Source organism: Delftia sp. PX-1, assembly GCF_055797465.1.
The window spans coordinates 6,133,487-6,150,434 of the sequence record NZ_CP184763.1 but is presented as its reverse complement, the minus strand read 5'-3'; the positions used below and the strand labels follow the sequence as shown (position 1 = coordinate 6,150,434).

The window sequence follows — 16,948 nt, the reverse complement described above, 5'->3', positions numbered from 1 at the left end:
ATACTAACAAGATGCCGTTGAGGGCTGCTTCATCGCAGACTGCGAGCTTGCGCGCACCGCCTTTGGCGGAAGGTACGAAGGCAGGGATGAGGGGTTGTAGCTGTCGCCACAGTTCTTTGCTTACAGGTCGTCGTGCCATGAGGGCAGCGAGCATAACTGCTCTGCGGGGGCCTGTGACGAAGTGGTGTTAGCCACTCTAAGCAGCGCGCTGAGCCTCATGGATGCTACGCCTCTGTTTACGACTTTATTTGGCCAGAATAGCGCAGGCCGTGGCCTGCCCTGGTCCTTCGTTGCCCCCTGTGCGAAATGTCCGTCGGACACCCGGCGGCTGGCCTACCTGCGGTGTCGCAACATGGGGCTGCGCACGCTCTGGCCGGTCCTACGGCTGAGCCGCATGTCCGGGCCCACACTGGTTACCAGCGCAGTGCATATCTGCGCTGCAGTCGGGCGCTTCGTTTGACGCGCCTCTTTGACCACCATGTGAAGGAGATACCCATGGCTCAGCAAAACGACCAGCAACAGCAGCAGCAAAACAACCCGCAGCAGCAGAACCCGAACCAGCAAAACCCGGGACAGCAGCAGCAGGACAACCCCCAGCACAAGCAGCCTGGCCAGAACCAGCCAGGCCAGCAGCAGCCCAATCAGCCCCGCTGACAGGCTGGGCGGCGTTCCGTTTGACGTGAGGATGGAACCATGAAACAGCTTCTTCCCACGAGAGGCCCGCAGCATCCGGCCTATGTTCCCATGCAGATGGGGCAACCCATCACGGACAGGAACTACAGCCAGATGCAGTGCAAGGCGAACGTCCGCCAACAAGGGCAGCCTTTGCGCCAGCCACAGCAACGCTGATTGATCGCAGCCAGCGCTGGTGCAGTGCTCCCTGGAACCGGCCGCCTTCGGGCGGCTTTTCCGTGTCGAGGGCCTGCCCTGGCCGGGGCCGCCGGAGATCTCCCCGCACAATGACGCCTTTCCAGCATCAACCTCCAAGGATTTCAACGATGACACTGCAGCGCCCCTGCTTCGTTTTGCCGACCCTGGTGCTCGCCCTGGGATTGTCGGGGTGTGCCGCGCCGCCTTCCAGCGGGCAGCTCGAGAAGGAGGAAGCGGAGCAGGCGAAGACGCTGTGGGTGATCAGCGAGGCCTTGAAGGCCAACATGGCCGTGGTGCTGGTGGCTGACCTGACGCCGCACAAGTCGCTGGCCGACGCCGACGGCATGTCCAAATGGACCTCGAACGTGCTGTGGACCCACCAGGACAGGCCGGAGATCGTGTTCGGCCGCAAGTTCCAGAACAACGCGCTGCAGCGCGATCCCAAGACCACCTACCTCTTCAAGGCCTTCGAGGTCCATGTCCTGCCCCCCGGCAAGTACCTGCTGACGGGCGGCGATGACTACTGGCTCAATGCCCGGCTCGACCAGCTGGGGGCCAAGGCGGGCGCTGCGGGCGCAGGCCGCGGCGCCAGCGGCACGGTGTCCCTGGCGCCCGAGACCTACCGCGAGTTCTATACCGAGATGAACTGGAAGGAGGCCACCACGCACACGCAGACCCGCACCGAGAAGTACTGCACCACGGTGCACCGTGCCTCGGGCCATTGCGTGGCCTGGGGCGAGCGGCAGGTCACGGACAGTACGCCGGGCATGGGTGCGGGCTACTACCAGGACACGGACTCGCGCGACATCCCCGCGCTCAAGGTCCAGGTGCGCGTGCCGCCCCGGCAGGCCCTGGCCAGTTTCACGCTGGAAGGCGGGCAGCTGGTGCTGAGCCAGCGCTCGTATCTGAAGACGCCCAGCTACCAGTTCCGCCAGGCGGGCTGCCGCAAGGTGGCGGCCGAGAAGGTCGAATGCCCGCTGGAGGACTTCACCGTCCACACGCTGCCGGTGCCCATGGAATTCACGCGCACCTATCTGGCCTCCCGCGCCAACCTGACCCCTGACCAGGAAAAACTCATGGCGCGGCTGGTGCCCATGCAGGTCACCACCCTTGGCCGCCAGGGCGCCGCCGATCCGATCTGGGGCACGCCGATCTCGCTGCGCAAGGGGCCTTGAGGTCCGGGCGCAGCCGATGGCCGATGGCCGATGGTCGTTGATCGGCTGCGTCGGGTGGCTGCCCTTTCCGTGCCCGGCCGGTTGTTGGCGGGCTGCGGCGACCGGTGCCTGCCTATGGGGTCACCAGGTGTGCGCGTAGCTGATCTTCAGCACCGTGCCGGCCGCTGGCAGGCGGCTGGTGTTGTTGTTGCTGCGCAGCAGCTGGCTGTAGAGCGGGAAGTACTGGCGGTTGAACAGGTTTTCCACGCCCAGGGACACACGGTTCTTGGGGTCGATCTTCCACTGGCTGATCAGGTCCACCGTGGTGTAGCCCCGTGTGTCATAGCGGCCGAAGCCGGTCTTGCCGTCCAGGCGGTAGTCCTTGGAGGCATAGGCGGTGGCCTGGAGGCGGTGGCTCCAGCGCGTGTCGGGCCGGTACTCCACATAGGCCGTGAGCTTGAGCGGAGGGATGCGAAAGCCCGTCATGTCCTGGTAGCCGCTGGCGGCCTGGGGCAGCTCGCGGCCCTTCATCCAGGTGAAGCTGCCGCCCACGCTCCAGTGGTCGTCGTCGCTGAAGTAGTCCAGGCCGCCTTCGATGCCATGGATCTTCTCGCGGGTGCGCAGCAGGGTCAGGCCATTGTTGAAGCTCTGCACGGCGCCCAGGTTGGAGCGCGACTGGAAGACGCTGAGGTTGGCCATCACGTTGGAGAACTTGCCGCGCCAGCCCATTTCATAGGTGTTGGTCTTGACCGCCTGCAGGTTGGAGTTGCCCAGGTTGAAGGCCGGCGTGGCATTGCGCACCACCACGCCGATGTCCGGCAGCTCGAAGCCCTGGCTGTACGAGGCATAGAGCTCCTGGCCGGGGACCGGCGTGAAGACCGTGCCCAGGTTGTAGGTCCAGGCGTTGTACCTGACGGTGCCGCCGTTCACGGACTGGGGGCTGGGGGCGCGTGACTGCGACAGCGGCGTGAAGTCATTGAAGCTGGCCTGGGCGCGGTCGTAGCGCAGGCCGCCTTCCGCCGACCATTGCGCATTGAACCGGTGCTGCAGCTGGGCGAAGGCGCCGATGCTGCGCGTGGTGACGGGCGGCATGTAGATCAGCTGGCCCGTCTTGTGGAAGACCAGGCCGCCGCTGGCGTCATAGGCCCGTGGATCGAAGATGTCGATGGGCATGTCGGTGCGCTCCTGGTTGAAGTCCGCACCCCAGATCAGCAGGCTCTTCTTGCCGGCGCCCAGCGGCGTCTTCAGGGTCAGGCGCCCGCCAAAGACCTCGGAGTTCTGCATGGACTGGTCGACATTGGCGCCCCGCACCGGCACGGCGCGTGCGTCGAAGGGCGCAAACCGCGTGAAGAAGTCCCGGTAGTAGAGCTGGGCGGCCAGCGTGCTGCCTGCGATGTCCCGGTTCTCGTAGTCCAGGCCCAGCATGGTGTTCTTGATCTGGTTCTGGTCGGCCAGCACCAGGCCCTTGATGGGGCGGGCCGCCGCCGTTCCGGCCGGCAGCCGCGCCACCGACGGGTCGGAGGCGTAGTCCGTGTCCTGGGCCGCGTTGTAGTGGCTGGCGGTCAATTGCAGGCGCTGGTCGGCATCGAGCTTGAAGCCGATCTTGGCCGAGGCGTTGTAGATGTTGGAGTCGAACAGGTCGCCCTGGCTGGGCTCGGGTGCAATGCGGTTGCCCCTGGCGTCGAAGGCGCCGCCCATGTGCCTGGCGCCCAGGCTCACCGAGTAGTCGACCACCTCGCCGCCGCCGGACAGGTAGTGCTGCACCTCGCCGCCCAGCCCCGCGCCGCGCAGGCGGGACAGCGGGGCCGAGCCGGTGACGATGGTCTCGGCCCGCGTCTCGCCCGAGGGCCGCTTGGTGCGGATGGAGACAATGCCGCCCGCCGCACCGCTGCCGTAGATGGCGCTGCTGCCGCGCAGCACCTCGATCTGCTCGATGTCGGCCGGGTTGATGTTGGCCAGGTTCCTGGACGAGTCGCGGTTGGTGTTCAGCGGAACGCCGTCCACCAGCACCAGCATGTTGCGGCCGCGCAGCGTCTGGCCGTAGTCGGTGATGGTGTGGCTGGAGTCCGCCATGCCGGGGACCACCTTGCTGAGCATGGTGGCCAGGCTGTCCGAGCCCTGGCGCAGCTGCTCCACCTCCTGGCCTTCCAGAATCGTGACCTGCCGCGAGGGCGCGACCAGGTTGTTCTGCGTGCGCGCGGTCACCGTGATGGCGGCAAGCTCCGTGGCCTGTGCCGCGGCTGGGGCTGAGGGTGAGGGCACGGCCGCTGCAGCGGACGGCGCCTGGCGTGCCGCCGCAGGCAGCTTCTCCAGCGCGTAGTTGCCCGCCCCCACGCGGCGCGCTGTCCAGCCTGACGTGTTCAGCAGCTGCGCAAAGCCGTCCTCCACGGAGAACGTGCCGGACAGGCCGCGTGTCTCCATGCCGCCGAGCTGCTGCAGGTCCATGCCCAGGTTCACGCCTGCCTGCGCGGCAAAGGCCATCAGCGCCGGGCCCAGCGGACCCGGCTGGATCTGGTAGCTCCTGGCAGCGGCGCTGGCGGCCGGCTCGGCCGCCTGGACTGGCAGCGCGTGCAGCAGCAGCGAGGTGCTGACGGCCAGGGCCGCCAAGGCGGTGGCGCGCAGGCTGGCGCGTGGTCCGGCGGTGGAAGAAGGGGAGTGCATGGTGTTCTGTCCTCTGGGCTGTCGATGAAAGTGGTCTTCGCAAGCCTTGACAGGCGAGAGAGAAAAACCGGACAGCCACGGCAGAAAAAAATCGGATCAGCGCCGCGCCACCGTCACCCAGTACCGGCTGCGCTCGTGCACGCGCACCGGCAGGGTCTGGGCCAGCAGGGCCAGGATGCGGTCGGTGTCATGCAGCTGGTAGGTGCCGGAGACGCGCAGGTCGGCGACATCGTCGTCGCACCGCACAAGGCCTTCGCGGTAGCGCGACAGCTCGGCCAGGAAGTCCTGCAGCCGCAGGTTCTCGGCATAGAGCACGCCCAGCGTCCAGGCCGAGTCCCGCGGCGCCACCGGGCGGGTGGCGCTGGCGCCTTGTCCATCGAATTGCAGTTGCTCGCCCGCATGCACCACCACGGCCTTGGCCGATGCTGCCGGCGTGACGCGCACCGCGCCCTCCAGCACGGCCAGCGCCGTGCCCCGCTCCAGCTTGCGCACGATGAAGCGCGTGCCCAGGGCCTGCATCTGGCCGTCGTCTGTCTGCACCATGAAAGGCTGGGAGGCGTAGGGCGCCGCATGCGCGGTCTCGACCAGGATTTCCCCGGCATGCTGGCGGATGCGCCGCGCCGTGCCATCCATGCGCACGCTGATGGCCGAGGCCGTGTTCAGCTGCAAGCGGCTGCCATCGGCCAGCGTGACCGCGCGGCGCTCGCCCCTGGCCGTGCGGTAGTCGGCCGTCCAGTCCTGCCAGGGCAGCTGGCGCCAGGCCAGCCAGCCCAGCGCAGGCGTGGCCAGGGCCAGCACGGCCGAGCGCAGCAACTGGCGCCGTGCCGCCGAGGGGCGCGCGCGGTTGAGCGTGGCCATGCCGACGGCGGCGGGCACGGTGTTGAAGCGGCCCTTGAGCTGCTCGGCGCATTGCCAGATCTGCTCATGCCGGCTGCTCTGGCTGCGCCAGCGCGCCAGTTCGGCCTGCTCGGCCGCGCTGAAGTCCGAGGCATGCCTGCGGGCCAGCCAGCGGGCGGCCTCGTCCAGGATGCGTGCGTCTGCGGCCTGCATGCTCAGTGCTCCAGCATCACCAGCAGGCATTGCCGAAAGCCCTGGGCCATGTAGCGCGTCACGGTGCGCACGCTCAGCTGCATCCGGTCGGCAATGTCCTCGTAGGACAGGCCTTCCAGCTGGGACATGAGAAAGGCCGTGCGCACCCTGGCGGGCAGGGCGTCCAGCAGCGCATCGAGCTCCTGCAGCGTCTCCAGCAGGATGGCCCGCGCCTCCACGGACGGCACGGTGGCCTGGGGCAGGAGGTGCAGCGACGCCAGGTAGGCCTGCTCCAGCGAGCGGCGTTCGAGGTGATTGACCAGCAGCCGCCGGGCCACTGTCGTCAGGTAGGCCCGGGGCTCCCGGATGTCCTCGATGGCCTGCGTCCTGGCGCTGACCCAGATGCGCGTGAACGTGTCCTGGGCCAGGTCGGCCGCATCGCAGCGGTTGCCCAGCCTGCGTTGCAGCCACGCGACCAGCCAAGGGTTGTGCTGCGCGTACATGCTGCCCAGAGCCTGGCTGGCGCCACTGTCGGTGGATGGATGCACGTGCCGGGCCTTTCCTCTTGCGCGTCAAGAAACTGCCGGCATTTTATCCAGTTGATATGAATTCTCATTTGCATTGGGGTCGGTGCGATCCCGCGCACCGGATCAGCCCGCCGCCGCCAGCCCGTCGAAGGTCGTGCTGGTCACCCAGTCGATGATCTGCGCGTGCGTGTACTGGCCCGACTCCTTGAGCAGTGCCACCACCGGATCGCAGGCCCGCGCGAACAGCGTGTAGAGCACCAGTTCGGCCGGCAGCGTGGCCTGCATCTGGCCGCTGGTCTGGGCCTCGGTGATCCAGATGCTCAGGCGGTTGCTCAGCGCGATCAGCCGGTCCATGTAGTCGTCGTTGGATTGCAGCGAGGCGCTGAGGTTGGAGTTCTGCGCGGGCAGGGAGGGCATCTCGCCTTCCAGCTGGGTCTGCATGGCCCAGCGCGTCACGGCCTTGAGCTGGTCCAGCGGGCGCGTGGGCGTGCCGGCCTCGGCCGCCAGGCTGGCTTCGTCGCGCAGGCCGTCCACGAAGGCCAGGGCGCGGTCCAGCACGCCCACCATGGCGGCCCCTGCCAGTTCTTCCTTGGAGGTGAACAGCTTGTACAGGCTGGCCTTGGCCATGCCGGCCTCGGCCGCCACCTCGTCCACCGTCATGGCGTCGTAGCCCTTGGTGGCCAGCAGCCGGTTGACGGCCGCCACGATGGCCTGCTCGCGCACGCGCTGTATCTGTTCTTTGATGGAGGAGCGGCTTGTCATAGCCATATTTTAGACCCGACAGGTCATATCCGATACCAAATAGTGCAAAGCGGATACGTTTGGTATATAGTTTGAACTCATCAGTTCACAGTTTGATCTTCATGGTCTGACTGATCGATTCAACCAGGAAGGACGCTCCCATGCATCGCATTGCAGTCATCGGGTCGGGGATTGCGGGGCTGGCCGCAGCACGGCGGCTGGCCGGCGCGCCGGGCGGGCATGGCGTGACCCTGCTGGAGGCAGGCAGCCATTTCGGCGGCCATGCCAACACGGTCGATCTGGCGCTGGGCGGCGTGAGCCAGGGGGTGGACACGGGCTTTCTGGTGTTCAACCACCGCACCTATCCGCTGCTGACCCGTCTGTTCGAAGAGCTGCAGGTGCCCACGGCGGAGGCCGAGATGTCGTTTTCCGTGCAGGTGCCGCAGGCCGGCGGCCGGGCGGGCCTGGAGTGGAGCGGCAGTTCGCTGGGCGGTGTGTTCGCCCAGCGCAGCAATCTGCTGCGGCCCCGTTTCCTGAAGATGCTGGCCGAGATCCTGCGCTTCAACCGCCTGACCACGCGCATCGCCGAGGAAGGCGATGAAGCGCGGCTGCGCAGCTGCATCGAAGATTTCCTGGACGACCACGGCTTCGGGCCGGCCTTTCGCCAGGACTATCTGCTGCCCATGATGGGCTGCATCTGGTCCTGCCCCACCGACCAGATGCTGCGCTTTCCCGTGGCCACGCTGATCCGCTTTTGCCACAACCACGGCCTGATCCAGGTCACGGACCGGCCGCAGTGGCGCACCGTGCGCGGTGGTTCGCGCCAGTATGTGCGGCGCATGGTGGCCGCGCTGCAAAAGGACGGCCGCCACGAGGTCCGGCTGAACGCGCCCGTGCTGGGCCTGCGCCGCGCCGCGCACGGCGTGCTGCTGCAGATGGCGCACGGCACGGAGCGGTTCGACGCCGTGGTGCTGGCCTGCCACAGCGACCAGGCCCTGCGCCTGCTGGGCTCCGATGCCACGCCGCTCGAGCGCAGCGTGCTGGGCGCCATCCGCTACCAGCCCAACCAGGCCGTGCTGCACACCGATGCCGGCGTGCTGCCGCGCCGCCCGGCGGCCTGGGCCGCCTGGAACTACGAACGCGCCGCCGATCCCGGAAAAGACCGGGCCGGCGTCTGCCTGCACTACCTGCTCAACCGCCTGCAGCCCCTGCCGTGGCAGCAGCCCGTGATGGTGTCGCTGAACCCGGTGCGCCCCATCGATGACAGCCAGGTCCACGCGCGCATCGAGTACAGCCACCCGGTGTTCGACCTGGCCGCCATCGAGGCCCAGGGCCGGGTGGATGCCCTGCAAGGCCAGCGCAGGACCTGGTTTTGCGGCGCATGGTGCGGCTACGGCTTCCACGAGGACGGCCTGCGCTCGGGCCTGGTCGCGGCCGACGGCCTGCTGCATGCCCTGCCGACCTTGCCCGTCCTGCCCGCCAGCGCGGCCTTCGAGGGGGTCGCATGACGGCCCGGCCGCTCATCGGCTTCGGCCATGTCTGGCACCGCCGCCTGCGGCCGGTGGAGCATGCCTTCCGCTACCCGGGCTATTTCCTCATGCTGCCCATGCGCAGCCTGCGCACGCACCCGGACGCCGCGCTCAGGCGCAACCGCCGTGGCTGGCTGAGCTTCCATGACAGCGACCACGGCGAGGGCGGCTGCGACGCGCTGGCCTGGTTCGAGCAGCTGCTGCACAGCGAAGGCATTGGCGACGCCGATGGCGAAGTCTGGCTGCACACCTTTCCGCGCGTGCTGGGCTACGTGTTCAAGCCCGTGAGCTTTTGGTATGCGCACCGCGCCGACGGGTCGCTGGCCGCCGTGCTGGCCGAGGTCAACAACACCTTTGGCGAGCGCCATGCCTATCTGCTGGCGGGGCCGGACCTGGCCTGGGGCCGGGAGCAGGTGGCGCGCAAGCAATTCCACGTCTCGCCGTTCTGCGAGGTGCGCGGCGAGTACCGCTTCCGCTTCGAACGCAGCGAAGATCGCACCCTGGCGCGCGTGGACCTGCATGACGAGGACGGCCCGCTGCTGCAGACCAGCGTGGGCGGCGTGCTGCAGGCGCTGGATGCCGCCGCCGTGCGACGCGCCTTCTTCGGCACCCCTTTGATGACGCTGGGCGTGGTCGCCCGCATCCACTGGCACGCGCTGCGCCTTTGGGCCAAGCGCGTGCCTTTCCATGGCAAACCCTCCGCGCCCAAGCGCTTCGTCACAAGATGAACACTACCGCCGCCCCCCTGCTGAGCCCCACCGCCGCAGCGCCGCGCCGCACGCCTGCGCGGGCACGCCGTGTGCTGAACCTGCTCGAACGCCTGCCCCACGGGCAGCTGGACCTGGAGCAGCCCGATGGCCGCCTGCTGCACCTGCCCCGTCCGCCGTCGGGGGCTGCCGACGCGCATTGCGTGCTGCACGACTGGCGGGCGCTGGAGCGCACCCTGAAATCGGGCGACATCGGCCTGGCCGAAGGCTATATCGCCGGCGAATGGGACAGCCCCGACCTGGCCGCCCTGCTGCGCCTGTGCATGGCCAACCGCGACCATGTGCAAAGCCTGGTGTACGGCAGCTGGTGGGGCCGGCTGGGCTACCGCCTGCGCCACCTGCTGCAGCGCAATACGCGGGCCGGCAGCGCCAGGAACATCCATGCCCACTACGACCTGGGCAACGATTTCTACCGCCTGTGGCTGGACCCCGGCATGAGCTACAGCGCCGCCTGGTTCCAGGGGCGCACGGGTGAATCGCTGCGCCACGCCGACCTGCAGGACGCCCAGCAGGCCAAGCTCAGGCGCACGCTGGACGAGGTGCGGCTGCAGCCCGGCCAGCGCCTGCTGGAGATCGGCTGCGGCTGGGGCGGGCTGGCCGAGGCGGCGGCGCAGGAGTTCGGTGCCCGGGTCACGGGCGTGACGCTGTCGCGCGAGCAACTGGCCTGGGGACAGCAGCGCATGCGGCAGGCCGGCCTGGCCGACGCCGTGGAGCTGCGCTACCAGGACTACCGCGACCTGCCGGCACGCCATGCGGGCGAGCCCTTCGATGCCATCGTCTCCATCGAGATGTTCGAGGCCGTGGGCCGCGAATACTGGCGCGGCTACTTCCAGACGCTGCGCGACTGCCTCAAGCCCGGGGGCCTGGCCTGCATACAGACCATCACGCTGCGCGAGGACCTGTTCGCGCGCTATCTGCGCTCCACCGACTTCATCCAGCAGTACATCTTCCCGGGCGGGCTGCTGCCCAGCATTCCTGCCTTCGAGCAGGAGGCACGGCGCGCCGGCCTGGTGGTGGAGCGCCGCATGGCCTTCGGCCGCGACTATGCGGAGACGCTGCGGCGCTGGCGCCAGGCCTTCGATCACCACCTCGACGCCGTGCGGGCCCAGGGCTTTGACGAGCGCTTCGTGCGCATCTGGACCTTCTACCTCGCCTACTGCGAGGCGGCCTTCGACACCGGCAACACCGATGTCGTCCAGTTCACGCTGCGCAGGCCCCTGCCATGAAATCGCCACCACGTCACATGCCGCGCCGCCAGGCGCTGGCCTGGGGCGCCGCCTGCGCCCTTGTCCCTTCACTGATCGCCATGCCCAACGAACTCCACGCCAAGACTCCGACTGCCGACCTTCCGGCCGAACTGCGCAGCGCCCTGCCGGCCGCGCGCCTGGTGGGCACGGGCGTGCTGCGCTTTTTCGGCCTGCGCGTGTACGAGGCACGGCTGTGGGCTGCACCGGGCTTTGTGCCCGAAGACTACGCCCGCCACCCGTTCGCGCTGGAGCTGGTCTATGACCGCAAGCTCGAAGGCGCGGCCATCGCCGAGCGCTCCATCGCCGAAATGCGCAGGGTCGACGGCTTCACCGAGGAGCAGTCCCGCCAATGGCTGGCGCTGATGAAGCAGGCGTTTCCCGATGTGGCTGCCCAGGACCGGCTGCTGGGCCTGAACGACGGCCAGGGCGAGGTGCGCTTCTTCCACAACGGGCGCCAGACTGCACAGCTGCGCGATGCCGACTATGCGCGCCTGTTCTTCGGCATCTGGCTCGCGCCCCAGACCTCGGCACCTGCCATGCGCAGCTCGCTGCTGGGCCAATCCTGAGCGCCCGGGACCACGCCATGGCCTCGCACCCTGCCGCCGCCCCCTTGCTGCCCTGGCGCACAGGGCTGGCCTATGGCGGCCTGGCCGCGCCGCTGGCGTTCGTGTCCCTGCCGCTGTATGTGAACCTGCCCTACCACTACGCCAGCGTGGCCGGTGCGCCGCTGGCGGGGCTGGGCGCGGTGCTGCTGGCCACGCGTGCCTTCGATGCCCTGGTGGACCCCGCCATCGGCCGCCAGGCCGACCGGCTGCTGCGCCGGGGCATGCGGCCAGCGTGGTGGGCGGCTGCACTGGCCAGCCTGCTGATGGTCCTGGGCTTCTGGGCGCTGTGGCATCCGCCGCGCGGTGCCCAGGCCGCCATGCTGGGCTGGCTGGCCTGCAGCCTGCTGGTGTGCACGCTGGCCTACAGCTTCGTCACCATCGTCCACCAGGCCTGGGGGACGCGCTGGGGCGGGCAGCCCGCCTGGCGGGCCCGCGTCACGGCCTGGCGCGAGGGCGCTACGCTGGGCGGTGTGCTGCTGGCCAGCGTGTTGCCGGCCTGGCTGGGCTTGGACGCCACCAGCGCCGTGCTGGCGCTGGGCCTGGCGCTGGGGCTGGTGGGGCTGTACCGGCTCAAGGCTCCGGTGACGCTGCCGCAGCAGGCCACGGCGGACACCTCTCGGATCTCACCATGGGCGGATGCCGGCTTTCGCCGGCTGCTGGCCGTCTTCATGGTCAACGGCGTGGCCGCGGCCATTCCGGCCACCTTGCTGCCCTTCTTCGTGGCCGACAGATTGCAGGTGCCCGGGATGCAGCCCCTGCTGCTGCTGTGCTTTTTTGGCGCGGCGGCCCTGGGCCTGCCGCTGTGGGTGAAGGCCGTCTCGCGCTGGGGCCTGGCGCCCAGCTGGCGCGCGGGCATGCTGGCCAGCGTGCTGGCCTTCGGCTTCACGCCCTGGCTGGGCACGGGTGACAGCCTGGCCTTCGCCGTGATCTGCCTGGCCAGCGGGCTGGCCCTGGGCGCGGACCTGGCCCTGCCGGGCGCACTGCTCACGGGCGTGATCCACGAGTCCGGCCAGGGCGGCCAGGGCGAGGGCCGCTACCTGGGGTGGTGGACCTGCGCCACCAAGCTCAACCTGGCCCTGGCCGCGGGCCTGGCCCTGCCCCTGCTGTCCGTTGCGGGCTACCGCAGCGGCAGCACCGATCCGGCCGGCCTGCAGGCCCTGGCCTGGGCCTATGGCGGGCTGCCCTGCCTGCTCAAACTGGCGGCGGCCGGGCTGCTCTGGCGCGCCGAGCGACTGCATTCTTCCTGGAGGCACACATGAGCCACATCACCCACTGCGCTTCGTTTTCACCACTGCGGCGCGCCTGCCTGGGGGCGGCATTGGCGCTGTCTCTGGCGGGCTGCGCCGGTCCTTCCGTGCAGGACTACGCCAAGGAGCAGCCGACGCTGGACCTGCGCCAGTACTTCAACGGGCCGCTGACGGCCCACGGCATGTTCACGGACCGCTCTGGCAAGGTGGTCAAGCGATTCACCGTGCGCATGACGGGCCGCTGGAATGGCGACGAGGGCACGCTCGATGAGCACTTCGTCTACAGCGACGGCAGCACGCAGCAGCGCATCTGGCATATCCGCCACCTGGGCGAGGGCCGCTACAGCGGCCGGGCCGACGACGTGGTGGGCGAGGCCCAGGGCCAGAGCGCGGGCAATGCCATCCGCTGGAGCTACGTGCTGGCCCTGCCCGTGGACGGAAGGGTCTGGAACGTCAGCATGGACGACTGGATGTACCTGATGGACGGGCGCACCCTGCTCAACCGCACGGCCATGAGCAAGCTCGGCCTGCACCTGGGCGACGTGACGCTGGCCATCATCAAGGAGTGATGGCCATGCCACTGTTATCCCGCCGGCTGAACCCGCCGCTGCGCGACTGGAAGGGCCGCTCGGCATGGCTTCTGGGCGCCTCCTCGGGCATAGGGCGCGCCACGGCCGAAGCGCTGCACGGCCAGGGCGCGCGCGTGATTGTCTCTGCGCGGCATGGCGGTGCGCTGCAGGATTTCGTGCGCGGCCGCGAAGGCTGCCTGGCCCTGCCGCTGGACGTGACCGATGCCCAGGCCGTGGCACAGGCAGCCCGTGCCGTGCGGGCCCATGTGGGCAGGGCGCCCGACCTGGTGGTGTACTGTGCCGGCCACTACCGGCCCCAGCGCGCCACCGAGTTCGACCTGGCCGAGATGCAGCGCCACCTGGCCGTGAACTATGGCGGCGCGCTGCACCTGCTCGATGCGGTGCTGCCCATGCTGCTGGAGGCCGGCCAGGGGCATCTGGCCCTGGTCGGCTCGGTGGCAGGCTATCGCGGGCTGCCCATGTCCCTGGCCTACGGTCCTACCAAGGCGGCGCTCAACAACCTGGCAGAAAACCTCTACCTGGACCTGCACGGCCCGGGCCTGGGCGTGTCCATCATCAACCCCGGCTTTGTCGATACGCCGCTGACGGCGCAAAACAGCTTCAGCATGCCGGCCCTGATCGGTGCCGACGAGGCCGCCCGGCACATGCTGCAGGGCTGGGCACAGGGGCGCTTCGAGATGAATTTTCCGCGCCGCTTCACGCGCTGGGTGCGGCTGCTGCGCTGCCTGCCCGATGCCTGGTATTTCTCGGCGGTTCGCCGCATCACAGGAGCCTGAAACCGATGAGCACTGCCCTCGGCGATCCCCGACTGGACCGGCTGGCCCAGGCCTATGAGGCGCTGCGCCGCGACAACCTGCCGGCGCTGCTGGCCCTCTATGCGGAACAGGCCCGGTTCAAGGACCCGTTCAACGATGTGCGCGGCCACGCAGCGATACAGCGCGTGTTCGCCCACATGTTCGAGCAACTGGACCGGCCCCGCTTCGCCGTCAGCCAGGGCGCGGTGCAGGGGGACAGCGGCTTTTTGCTGTGGGAGCTGGGCTTTGTCAGGGCATCGGGCCAGCCCATGCACATCTGCGGCACCAGCTACCTGGAGTTCGATGCGCAGGGACTGGTGGCAGTGCACCGCGACTTCTGGGACCCGGTGGAGGAAATCTTTGCCAAGGTGCCCGTGCTGGGTGCCGTGGCCAGGGCGCTGCAGAACAAGCTCAGGGCTCCGCAGTAAGCAGCCTGGCCAATTGCGCCAGGGCGCCGTCCAGGTCGTCCAGGCCTGGGGCGCCCAGGCAGATGCGCAGCCCGCTGGCACGGTCGTGCGGCTCCACCATCAGCGAGCCCGGATCGGTCAGCGTCACGCCCAGCGCCGCTGCGGCCGACACCAGGCGGTCGGCGGCCTCGCGCTCCATGGGCAGCCAGGCGTTGTAGGCCTCGGGGTGCAGCACCAGGCGGCTGTCGCCCAGGTGTGGGGCAAGGTGCGATGCGGCCAGCCGCACGCGCCGCTGTGCCTCATGGCGCAGGTCGGCCTGCAGGGAGGCGACCACGCCCTGGGACAGCCATTCATCGACCACGGCGCATGACAGGGCCGAAGGCGCCATGGACAGCTCCTGCAGCGTCGCCAGCGCGGCGCCGCACAGCGCTGGCGGCAGCACCAGCGTGCCCACCTGCAGCCCCGGGCCCAGCGACTTGGACAGCCCGTTCACATGCAGGGTGATCTCGGGCGCCAGGGTCGCCAGGTGCGCAAGGCGCGCGTGATCGGGCGAGCAGGCGGCATACACGCCGTCCTCGATGATCCAGGCGCCTGCGTTCCGGCAGATATCCACGATCGCCCGCCTGCGCTCCGCGCCCATGGTGGCCGTGGTCGGGTTGTGCAGCGTGGGGGTGAGGTAGAGCACCTTGCCTTCGGCGGCGGGAATGCCGTGCAGCGCCTCGGCCAGCGCCTGCGGCAGCAGGCCCTGCGCGTCCATGGCCAGGCCCTGCAGGGCGCAGCCCTTGCGCCGGGCCAGGGCAATGGCACCGGGGTAGGTGATGCGCTCGGTCAGCAGCCGGCCCCGGGGCTGGCAGACCAGGTCCAGGGCCAGGGACAGCGCCTGGCGCGCGCTGCTGGTCAGCACCATGTGGCCGGGTTCCACGTTCAGGCCCAGCGTCTGCAGCCAGCGCGCGAGCACGCGGCGATGCTCCGCATGTCCGCCCGGCGGCGCGTAGGAATTGAAGTGATCGGCATCGATGCGGCGCGCAATCGCGGTCAGCGTGCGCGCCAGCAGGCGTTCGCTGATGGCGGCCGGCGGCGCGTTGGAGGACAGGTCGATGGCCTCGCCGCCCTGCGTCCGCCGGGCGGCCACGAAGGTGCCCCTGCCCTTGACGCTGCGCGTCAGCCCCCGGCGCTCCAGCAGCGCATAGGCCCTGGTCACCGAGCCCAGGCCGATCTGCAGCCTGTTGGCCAGGTCTCTGTGGGCGGGAAGGCGGTCGCCGCCGGCCAGCCGGCCTTCGACGATGTCGTCGGCCAGGGCGCGCGCCAGCCGCTCGGCGGCACTGGCTTCAATGCGCGCAAGACGGGGTGTCCAGGGGGAGGGCAGGAGCATGGTCGGGGCAAGGAAAAAAAGAGTGTGCCGTGACACTATTTCATTTCTCGATAGTGTAACGTTCACCCCATGTTCAGCCACATCACCGTCGGCGCCCGTGATCTCGAGCGGGCCGGCCGCTTCTATGACGCGGTGCTTTCCCCGCTGGGACTGCAGCGCCGCGCCGTCCAGCCCGATGGCGGGCCGGCCGCGCTGTGCTGGGTGGCGCCGCAGGCTTCCTTGCCGCGCTTTTATGTCTACAGCCCCTTCAACGGCGAGCCGGCCACGGCGGGCAACGGCAGCATGGCGGCCTTTCTGGCGCCATCGCCCGAGGCGGTGGATGCGGCCCATGCCGCCGGTCTGGCCCGGGGCGGGAGCGACGAAGGCCCGCCCGGCCCGCGACCGCATTACGGCGATGGCTACTACGGTGCCTACCTGCGCGATCCCGACGGCAACAAGGTCCATGTGGTGCATCGCGCCGATGTGCGGCCCTAGCGCAGATCGGGACCGCCGTCCGTTTCCCCTTCTTTTCCTTCCCATGCAACAAGGACTGTCTTCATGAGCATTGCCGTTCATATGGTCGACGTTTTCGCCAGCGGCCCGCTGTCCGGCAATCCGCTGGCCGTGATCACTGGTGGGCAGGCGCTGACCACCGCACAGATGCAGCAGCTGACGCGCTGGTTCAACCTCTCCGAAACCGCATTCCTGCTGCCGCCCACGCAGGCGCAGGCCGACTACCGCGTGAGGATTTTCACGCTGGACCGGGAGATGCCTTTTGCCGGCCATCCCACGCTGGGCAGCTGCCATGCCTGGCTGTCCCAGCGCGGTGCGCCCAGGAACGCAGGCCACATCGTCCAGGAGTGCGGGGCGGGCCTGGTGCAGATACGGCAGGAGCATGGGCGGCTGGCATTCGCCGCGCCGCCCATGCTGCGCTTTGGCGCGCCCACCGCCGACGAGCTGGATGCCGCGCTGCGCATGCTGGGCATCACCGCCGAAGAGGTGCAGGCCGCCTCGTGGATAGACAACGGCCCCGGCTGGCTGGGCATCCGCCTGGCCTCGGCCGAGCAGGTGCTGGCGCTGAACCCGGCCCGGCAGTGGCCCACGCGCATGGACGTGGGCGTGGTGGGGCCCTATGCCAGGGGTGTCGGCGGTGCCAGCCCTGCCGCCTGCGAGGTGCGCGCCTTCTTCTCCGATCACCAGGGCGCCATCGTCGAAGACCCCGTCACCGGCAGCCTCAACGCCTCGCTGGCGCAGTGGCTGTTTGCGACGGGGGTGATGGACAGCGACTACGTTGCCGCCCAGGGCCGCTGCCTGGGCCGTGACGGCCGCATCTTCCTGACCCGTGACGGCACGGGCCAGGTCTGGGTGGGCGGCACGGCGCGCACCCATGTCGAAGGCGCACTGAGCGGCCTTTGATCCACACCGAAAG

At 69.2% G+C, this 16,948-nt stretch carries 18 protein-coding genes and 1 pseudogene; 13 read left to right on the top strand and 6 right to left on the bottom strand.

Annotated elements, in window-relative coordinates; genetic code table 11:
• Position 1: 1 nt before the first annotated feature.
• Positions 2-154 (bottom strand): annotated as a pseudogene (locus ACN20X_RS28125) (IS5/IS1182 family transposase); the annotation flags it as partial.
• 341 nt (positions 155-495) lie between these two features.
• Between ACN20X_RS28125 and ACN20X_RS28120 the strand changes: the two are divergent.
• From ACN20X_RS28120 to ACN20X_RS28110, 3 genes are all read left to right on the top strand, one after another.
• On the top strand, positions 496-654 hold the full coding sequence (locus ACN20X_RS28120; protein WP_016448437.1) for a hypothetical protein: 159 nt from the start codon (positions 496-498) through the stop codon (positions 652-654).
• A 39-nt stretch (positions 655-693) separates the two neighbouring features.
• Positions 694-849, top strand: a complete 156-nt coding sequence (locus ACN20X_RS28115) for a hypothetical protein (RefSeq protein ID WP_016448436.1) — start codon at positions 694-696, stop codon at positions 847-849.
• A gap of 149 nt (positions 850-998) precedes the next feature.
• Positions 999-2,045 (top strand): hypothetical protein, encoded by a 1,047-nt coding sequence (locus tag ACN20X_RS28110; protein ID WP_473210133.1) that lies wholly within the window; start codon positions 999-1,001, stop codon positions 2,043-2,045.
• 120 nt (positions 2,046-2,165) lie between these two features.
• Here ACN20X_RS28110 and ACN20X_RS28105 read toward each other — a convergent pair whose 3' ends face one another.
• The 4 genes from ACN20X_RS28105 to ACN20X_RS28090 all read right to left on the bottom strand — a co-directional run bounded on the left by ACN20X_RS28105 (position 2,166) and on the right by ACN20X_RS28090 (position 7,003).
• Positions 2,166-4,685 (bottom strand): TonB-dependent receptor, encoded by a 2,520-nt coding sequence (locus ACN20X_RS28105; protein WP_473210132.1) that lies wholly within the window; start codon positions 4,683-4,685, stop codon positions 2,166-2,168.
• A 96-nt stretch (positions 4,686-4,781) separates the two neighbouring features.
• Positions 4,782-5,735: a FecR domain-containing protein gene (locus ACN20X_RS28100; protein WP_473210131.1), complete on the bottom strand. Its 954-nt coding sequence runs from the start codon at positions 5,733-5,735 to the stop codon at positions 4,782-4,784.
• A 2-nt stretch (positions 5,736-5,737) separates the two neighbouring features.
• On the bottom strand, positions 5,738-6,217 hold the full coding sequence (locus tag ACN20X_RS28095) for a sigma-70 family RNA polymerase sigma factor (RefSeq protein ID WP_189354164.1): 480 nt from the start codon (positions 6,215-6,217) through the stop codon (positions 5,738-5,740).
• Between the two features lie 147 nt (positions 6,218-6,364).
• The gene (locus ACN20X_RS28090; RefSeq protein ID WP_017407121.1) at positions 6,365-7,003 is read right to left on the bottom strand and encodes a TetR/AcrR family transcriptional regulator; all 639 of its coding nucleotides are present in this window, start codon (positions 7,001-7,003) and stop codon (positions 6,365-6,367) included.
• Between the two features lie 140 nt (positions 7,004-7,143).
• Here ACN20X_RS28090 and ACN20X_RS28085 point away from each other — a divergent pair, with 140 nt between their 5' ends.
• From ACN20X_RS28085 to ACN20X_RS28050, 8 genes are read left to right on the top strand one after another with little or no spacing between them, the layout of a single operon-like run.
• A complete protein-coding gene (locus ACN20X_RS28085; protein WP_017407120.1) occupies positions 7,144-8,490 on the top strand; it encodes an NAD(P)/FAD-dependent oxidoreductase in 1,347 nt (448 codons plus the stop codon).
• Positions 8,487-9,239: a DUF1365 domain-containing protein gene (locus ACN20X_RS28080; RefSeq protein WP_046238807.1), complete on the top strand. Its 753-nt coding sequence runs from the start codon at positions 8,487-8,489 to the stop codon at positions 9,237-9,239. The genes ACN20X_RS28085 and ACN20X_RS28080 overlap by 4 nt, the downstream gene beginning before the upstream one ends.
• Positions 9,236-10,504, top strand: a complete 1,269-nt coding sequence (locus ACN20X_RS28075) for an SAM-dependent methyltransferase (protein ID WP_016448428.1) — start codon at positions 9,236-9,238, stop codon at positions 10,502-10,504. The genes ACN20X_RS28080 and ACN20X_RS28075 overlap by 4 nt, the downstream gene beginning before the upstream one ends.
• A gap of 17 nt (positions 10,505-10,521) precedes the next feature.
• Complete coding sequence (locus tag ACN20X_RS28070) at positions 10,522-11,091, top strand: chalcone isomerase family protein (protein ID WP_016448427.1); 570 nt, start codon at positions 10,522-10,524, stop codon at positions 11,089-11,091.
• Positions 11,092-11,108: 17 nt separating this feature from the next.
• Complete coding sequence (locus ACN20X_RS28065; protein ID WP_473210130.1) at positions 11,109-12,389, top strand: MFS transporter; 1,281 nt, start codon at positions 11,109-11,111, stop codon at positions 12,387-12,389.
• On the top strand, positions 12,386-12,946 hold the full coding sequence (locus ACN20X_RS28060) for a DUF3833 domain-containing protein (RefSeq protein WP_016448425.1): 561 nt from the start codon (positions 12,386-12,388) through the stop codon (positions 12,944-12,946). The genes ACN20X_RS28065 and ACN20X_RS28060 overlap by 4 nt, the downstream gene beginning before the upstream one ends.
• Positions 12,947-12,951: 5 nt before the next feature.
• A complete protein-coding gene (locus ACN20X_RS28055; RefSeq protein ID WP_016448424.1) occupies positions 12,952-13,743 on the top strand; it encodes an SDR family NAD(P)-dependent oxidoreductase in 792 nt (263 codons plus the stop codon).
• A 5-nt stretch (positions 13,744-13,748) separates the two neighbouring features.
• Complete coding sequence (locus ACN20X_RS28050) at positions 13,749-14,189, top strand: nuclear transport factor 2 family protein (RefSeq protein ID WP_016448423.1); 441 nt, start codon at positions 13,749-13,751, stop codon at positions 14,187-14,189.
• Here ACN20X_RS28050 and ACN20X_RS28045 read toward each other — a convergent pair.
• The gene (locus ACN20X_RS28045; protein ID WP_473210129.1) at positions 14,173-15,540 is read right to left on the bottom strand and encodes an aminotransferase-like domain-containing protein; all 1,368 of its coding nucleotides are present in this window, start codon (positions 15,538-15,540) and stop codon (positions 14,173-14,175) included. The genes ACN20X_RS28050 and ACN20X_RS28045 overlap by 17 nt on opposite strands.
• 69 nt (positions 15,541-15,609) lie before the next feature.
• On the opposite strand from ACN20X_RS28045, the gene ACN20X_RS28040 reads away from it, so the two are divergent.
• Both ACN20X_RS28040 and ACN20X_RS28035 read left to right on the top strand, forming a co-directional pair.
• Complete coding sequence (locus ACN20X_RS28040; RefSeq protein ID WP_016448421.1) at positions 15,610-16,014, top strand: VOC family protein; 405 nt, start codon at positions 15,610-15,612, stop codon at positions 16,012-16,014.
• 63 nt (positions 16,015-16,077) lie between these two features.
• Complete coding sequence (locus ACN20X_RS28035; protein ID WP_034363277.1) at positions 16,078-16,935, top strand: PhzF family phenazine biosynthesis protein; 858 nt, start codon at positions 16,078-16,080, stop codon at positions 16,933-16,935.
• Positions 16,936-16,948: the final 13 nt, after the last annotated feature.

Bases quoted from the DNA above. Each gene is read 5' to 3' on its own strand.
- ACN20X_RS28120 (WP_016448437.1), top strand. From the start codon at position 496: ATGGCTCAGCAAAACGACCAGCAACAGCAGCAGCAAAACAACCCGCAG.
- ACN20X_RS28115 (WP_016448436.1), top strand. From the start codon at position 694: ATGAAACAGCTTCTTCCCACGAGAGGCCCGCAGCATCCGGCCTATGTT.
- ACN20X_RS28110 (WP_473210133.1), top strand. From the start codon at position 999: ATGACACTGCAGCGCCCCTGCTTCGTTTTGCCGACCCTGGTGCTCGCC.
- ACN20X_RS28105 (WP_473210132.1), bottom strand. From the start codon at position 4,685: ATGCACTCCCCTTCTTCCACCGCCGGACCACGCGCCAGCCTGCGCGCC.
- ACN20X_RS28100 (WP_473210131.1), bottom strand. From the start codon at position 5,735: ATGCAGGCCGCAGACGCACGCATCCTGGACGAGGCCGCCCGCTGGCTG.
- ACN20X_RS28095 (WP_189354164.1), bottom strand. From the start codon at position 6,217: ATGTACGCGCAGCACAACCCTTGGCTGGTCGCGTGGCTGCAACGCAGG.
- ACN20X_RS28090 (WP_017407121.1), bottom strand. From the start codon at position 7,003: ATGACAAGCCGCTCCTCCATCAAAGAACAGATACAGCGCGTGCGCGAG.
- ACN20X_RS28085 (WP_017407120.1), top strand. From the start codon at position 7,144: ATGCATCGCATTGCAGTCATCGGGTCGGGGATTGCGGGGCTGGCCGCA.
- ACN20X_RS28080 (WP_046238807.1), top strand. From the start codon at position 8,487: ATGACGGCCCGGCCGCTCATCGGCTTCGGCCATGTCTGGCACCGCCGC.
- ACN20X_RS28075 (WP_016448428.1), top strand. From the start codon at position 9,236: ATGAACACTACCGCCGCCCCCCTGCTGAGCCCCACCGCCGCAGCGCCG.
- ACN20X_RS28070 (WP_016448427.1), top strand. From the start codon at position 10,522: ATGCCGCGCCGCCAGGCGCTGGCCTGGGGCGCCGCCTGCGCCCTTGTC.
- ACN20X_RS28065 (WP_473210130.1), top strand. From the start codon at position 11,109: ATGGCCTCGCACCCTGCCGCCGCCCCCTTGCTGCCCTGGCGCACAGGG.
- ACN20X_RS28060 (WP_016448425.1), top strand. From the start codon at position 12,386: ATGAGCCACATCACCCACTGCGCTTCGTTTTCACCACTGCGGCGCGCC.
- ACN20X_RS28055 (WP_016448424.1), top strand. From the start codon at position 12,952: ATGCCACTGTTATCCCGCCGGCTGAACCCGCCGCTGCGCGACTGGAAG.
- ACN20X_RS28050 (WP_016448423.1), top strand. From the start codon at position 13,749: ATGAGCACTGCCCTCGGCGATCCCCGACTGGACCGGCTGGCCCAGGCC.
- ACN20X_RS28045 (WP_473210129.1), bottom strand. From the start codon at position 15,540: ATGCTCCTGCCCTCCCCCTGGACACCCCGTCTTGCGCGCATTGAAGCC.
- ACN20X_RS28040 (WP_016448421.1), top strand. From the start codon at position 15,610: ATGTTCAGCCACATCACCGTCGGCGCCCGTGATCTCGAGCGGGCCGGC.
- ACN20X_RS28035 (WP_034363277.1), top strand. From the start codon at position 16,078: ATGAGCATTGCCGTTCATATGGTCGACGTTTTCGCCAGCGGCCCGCTG.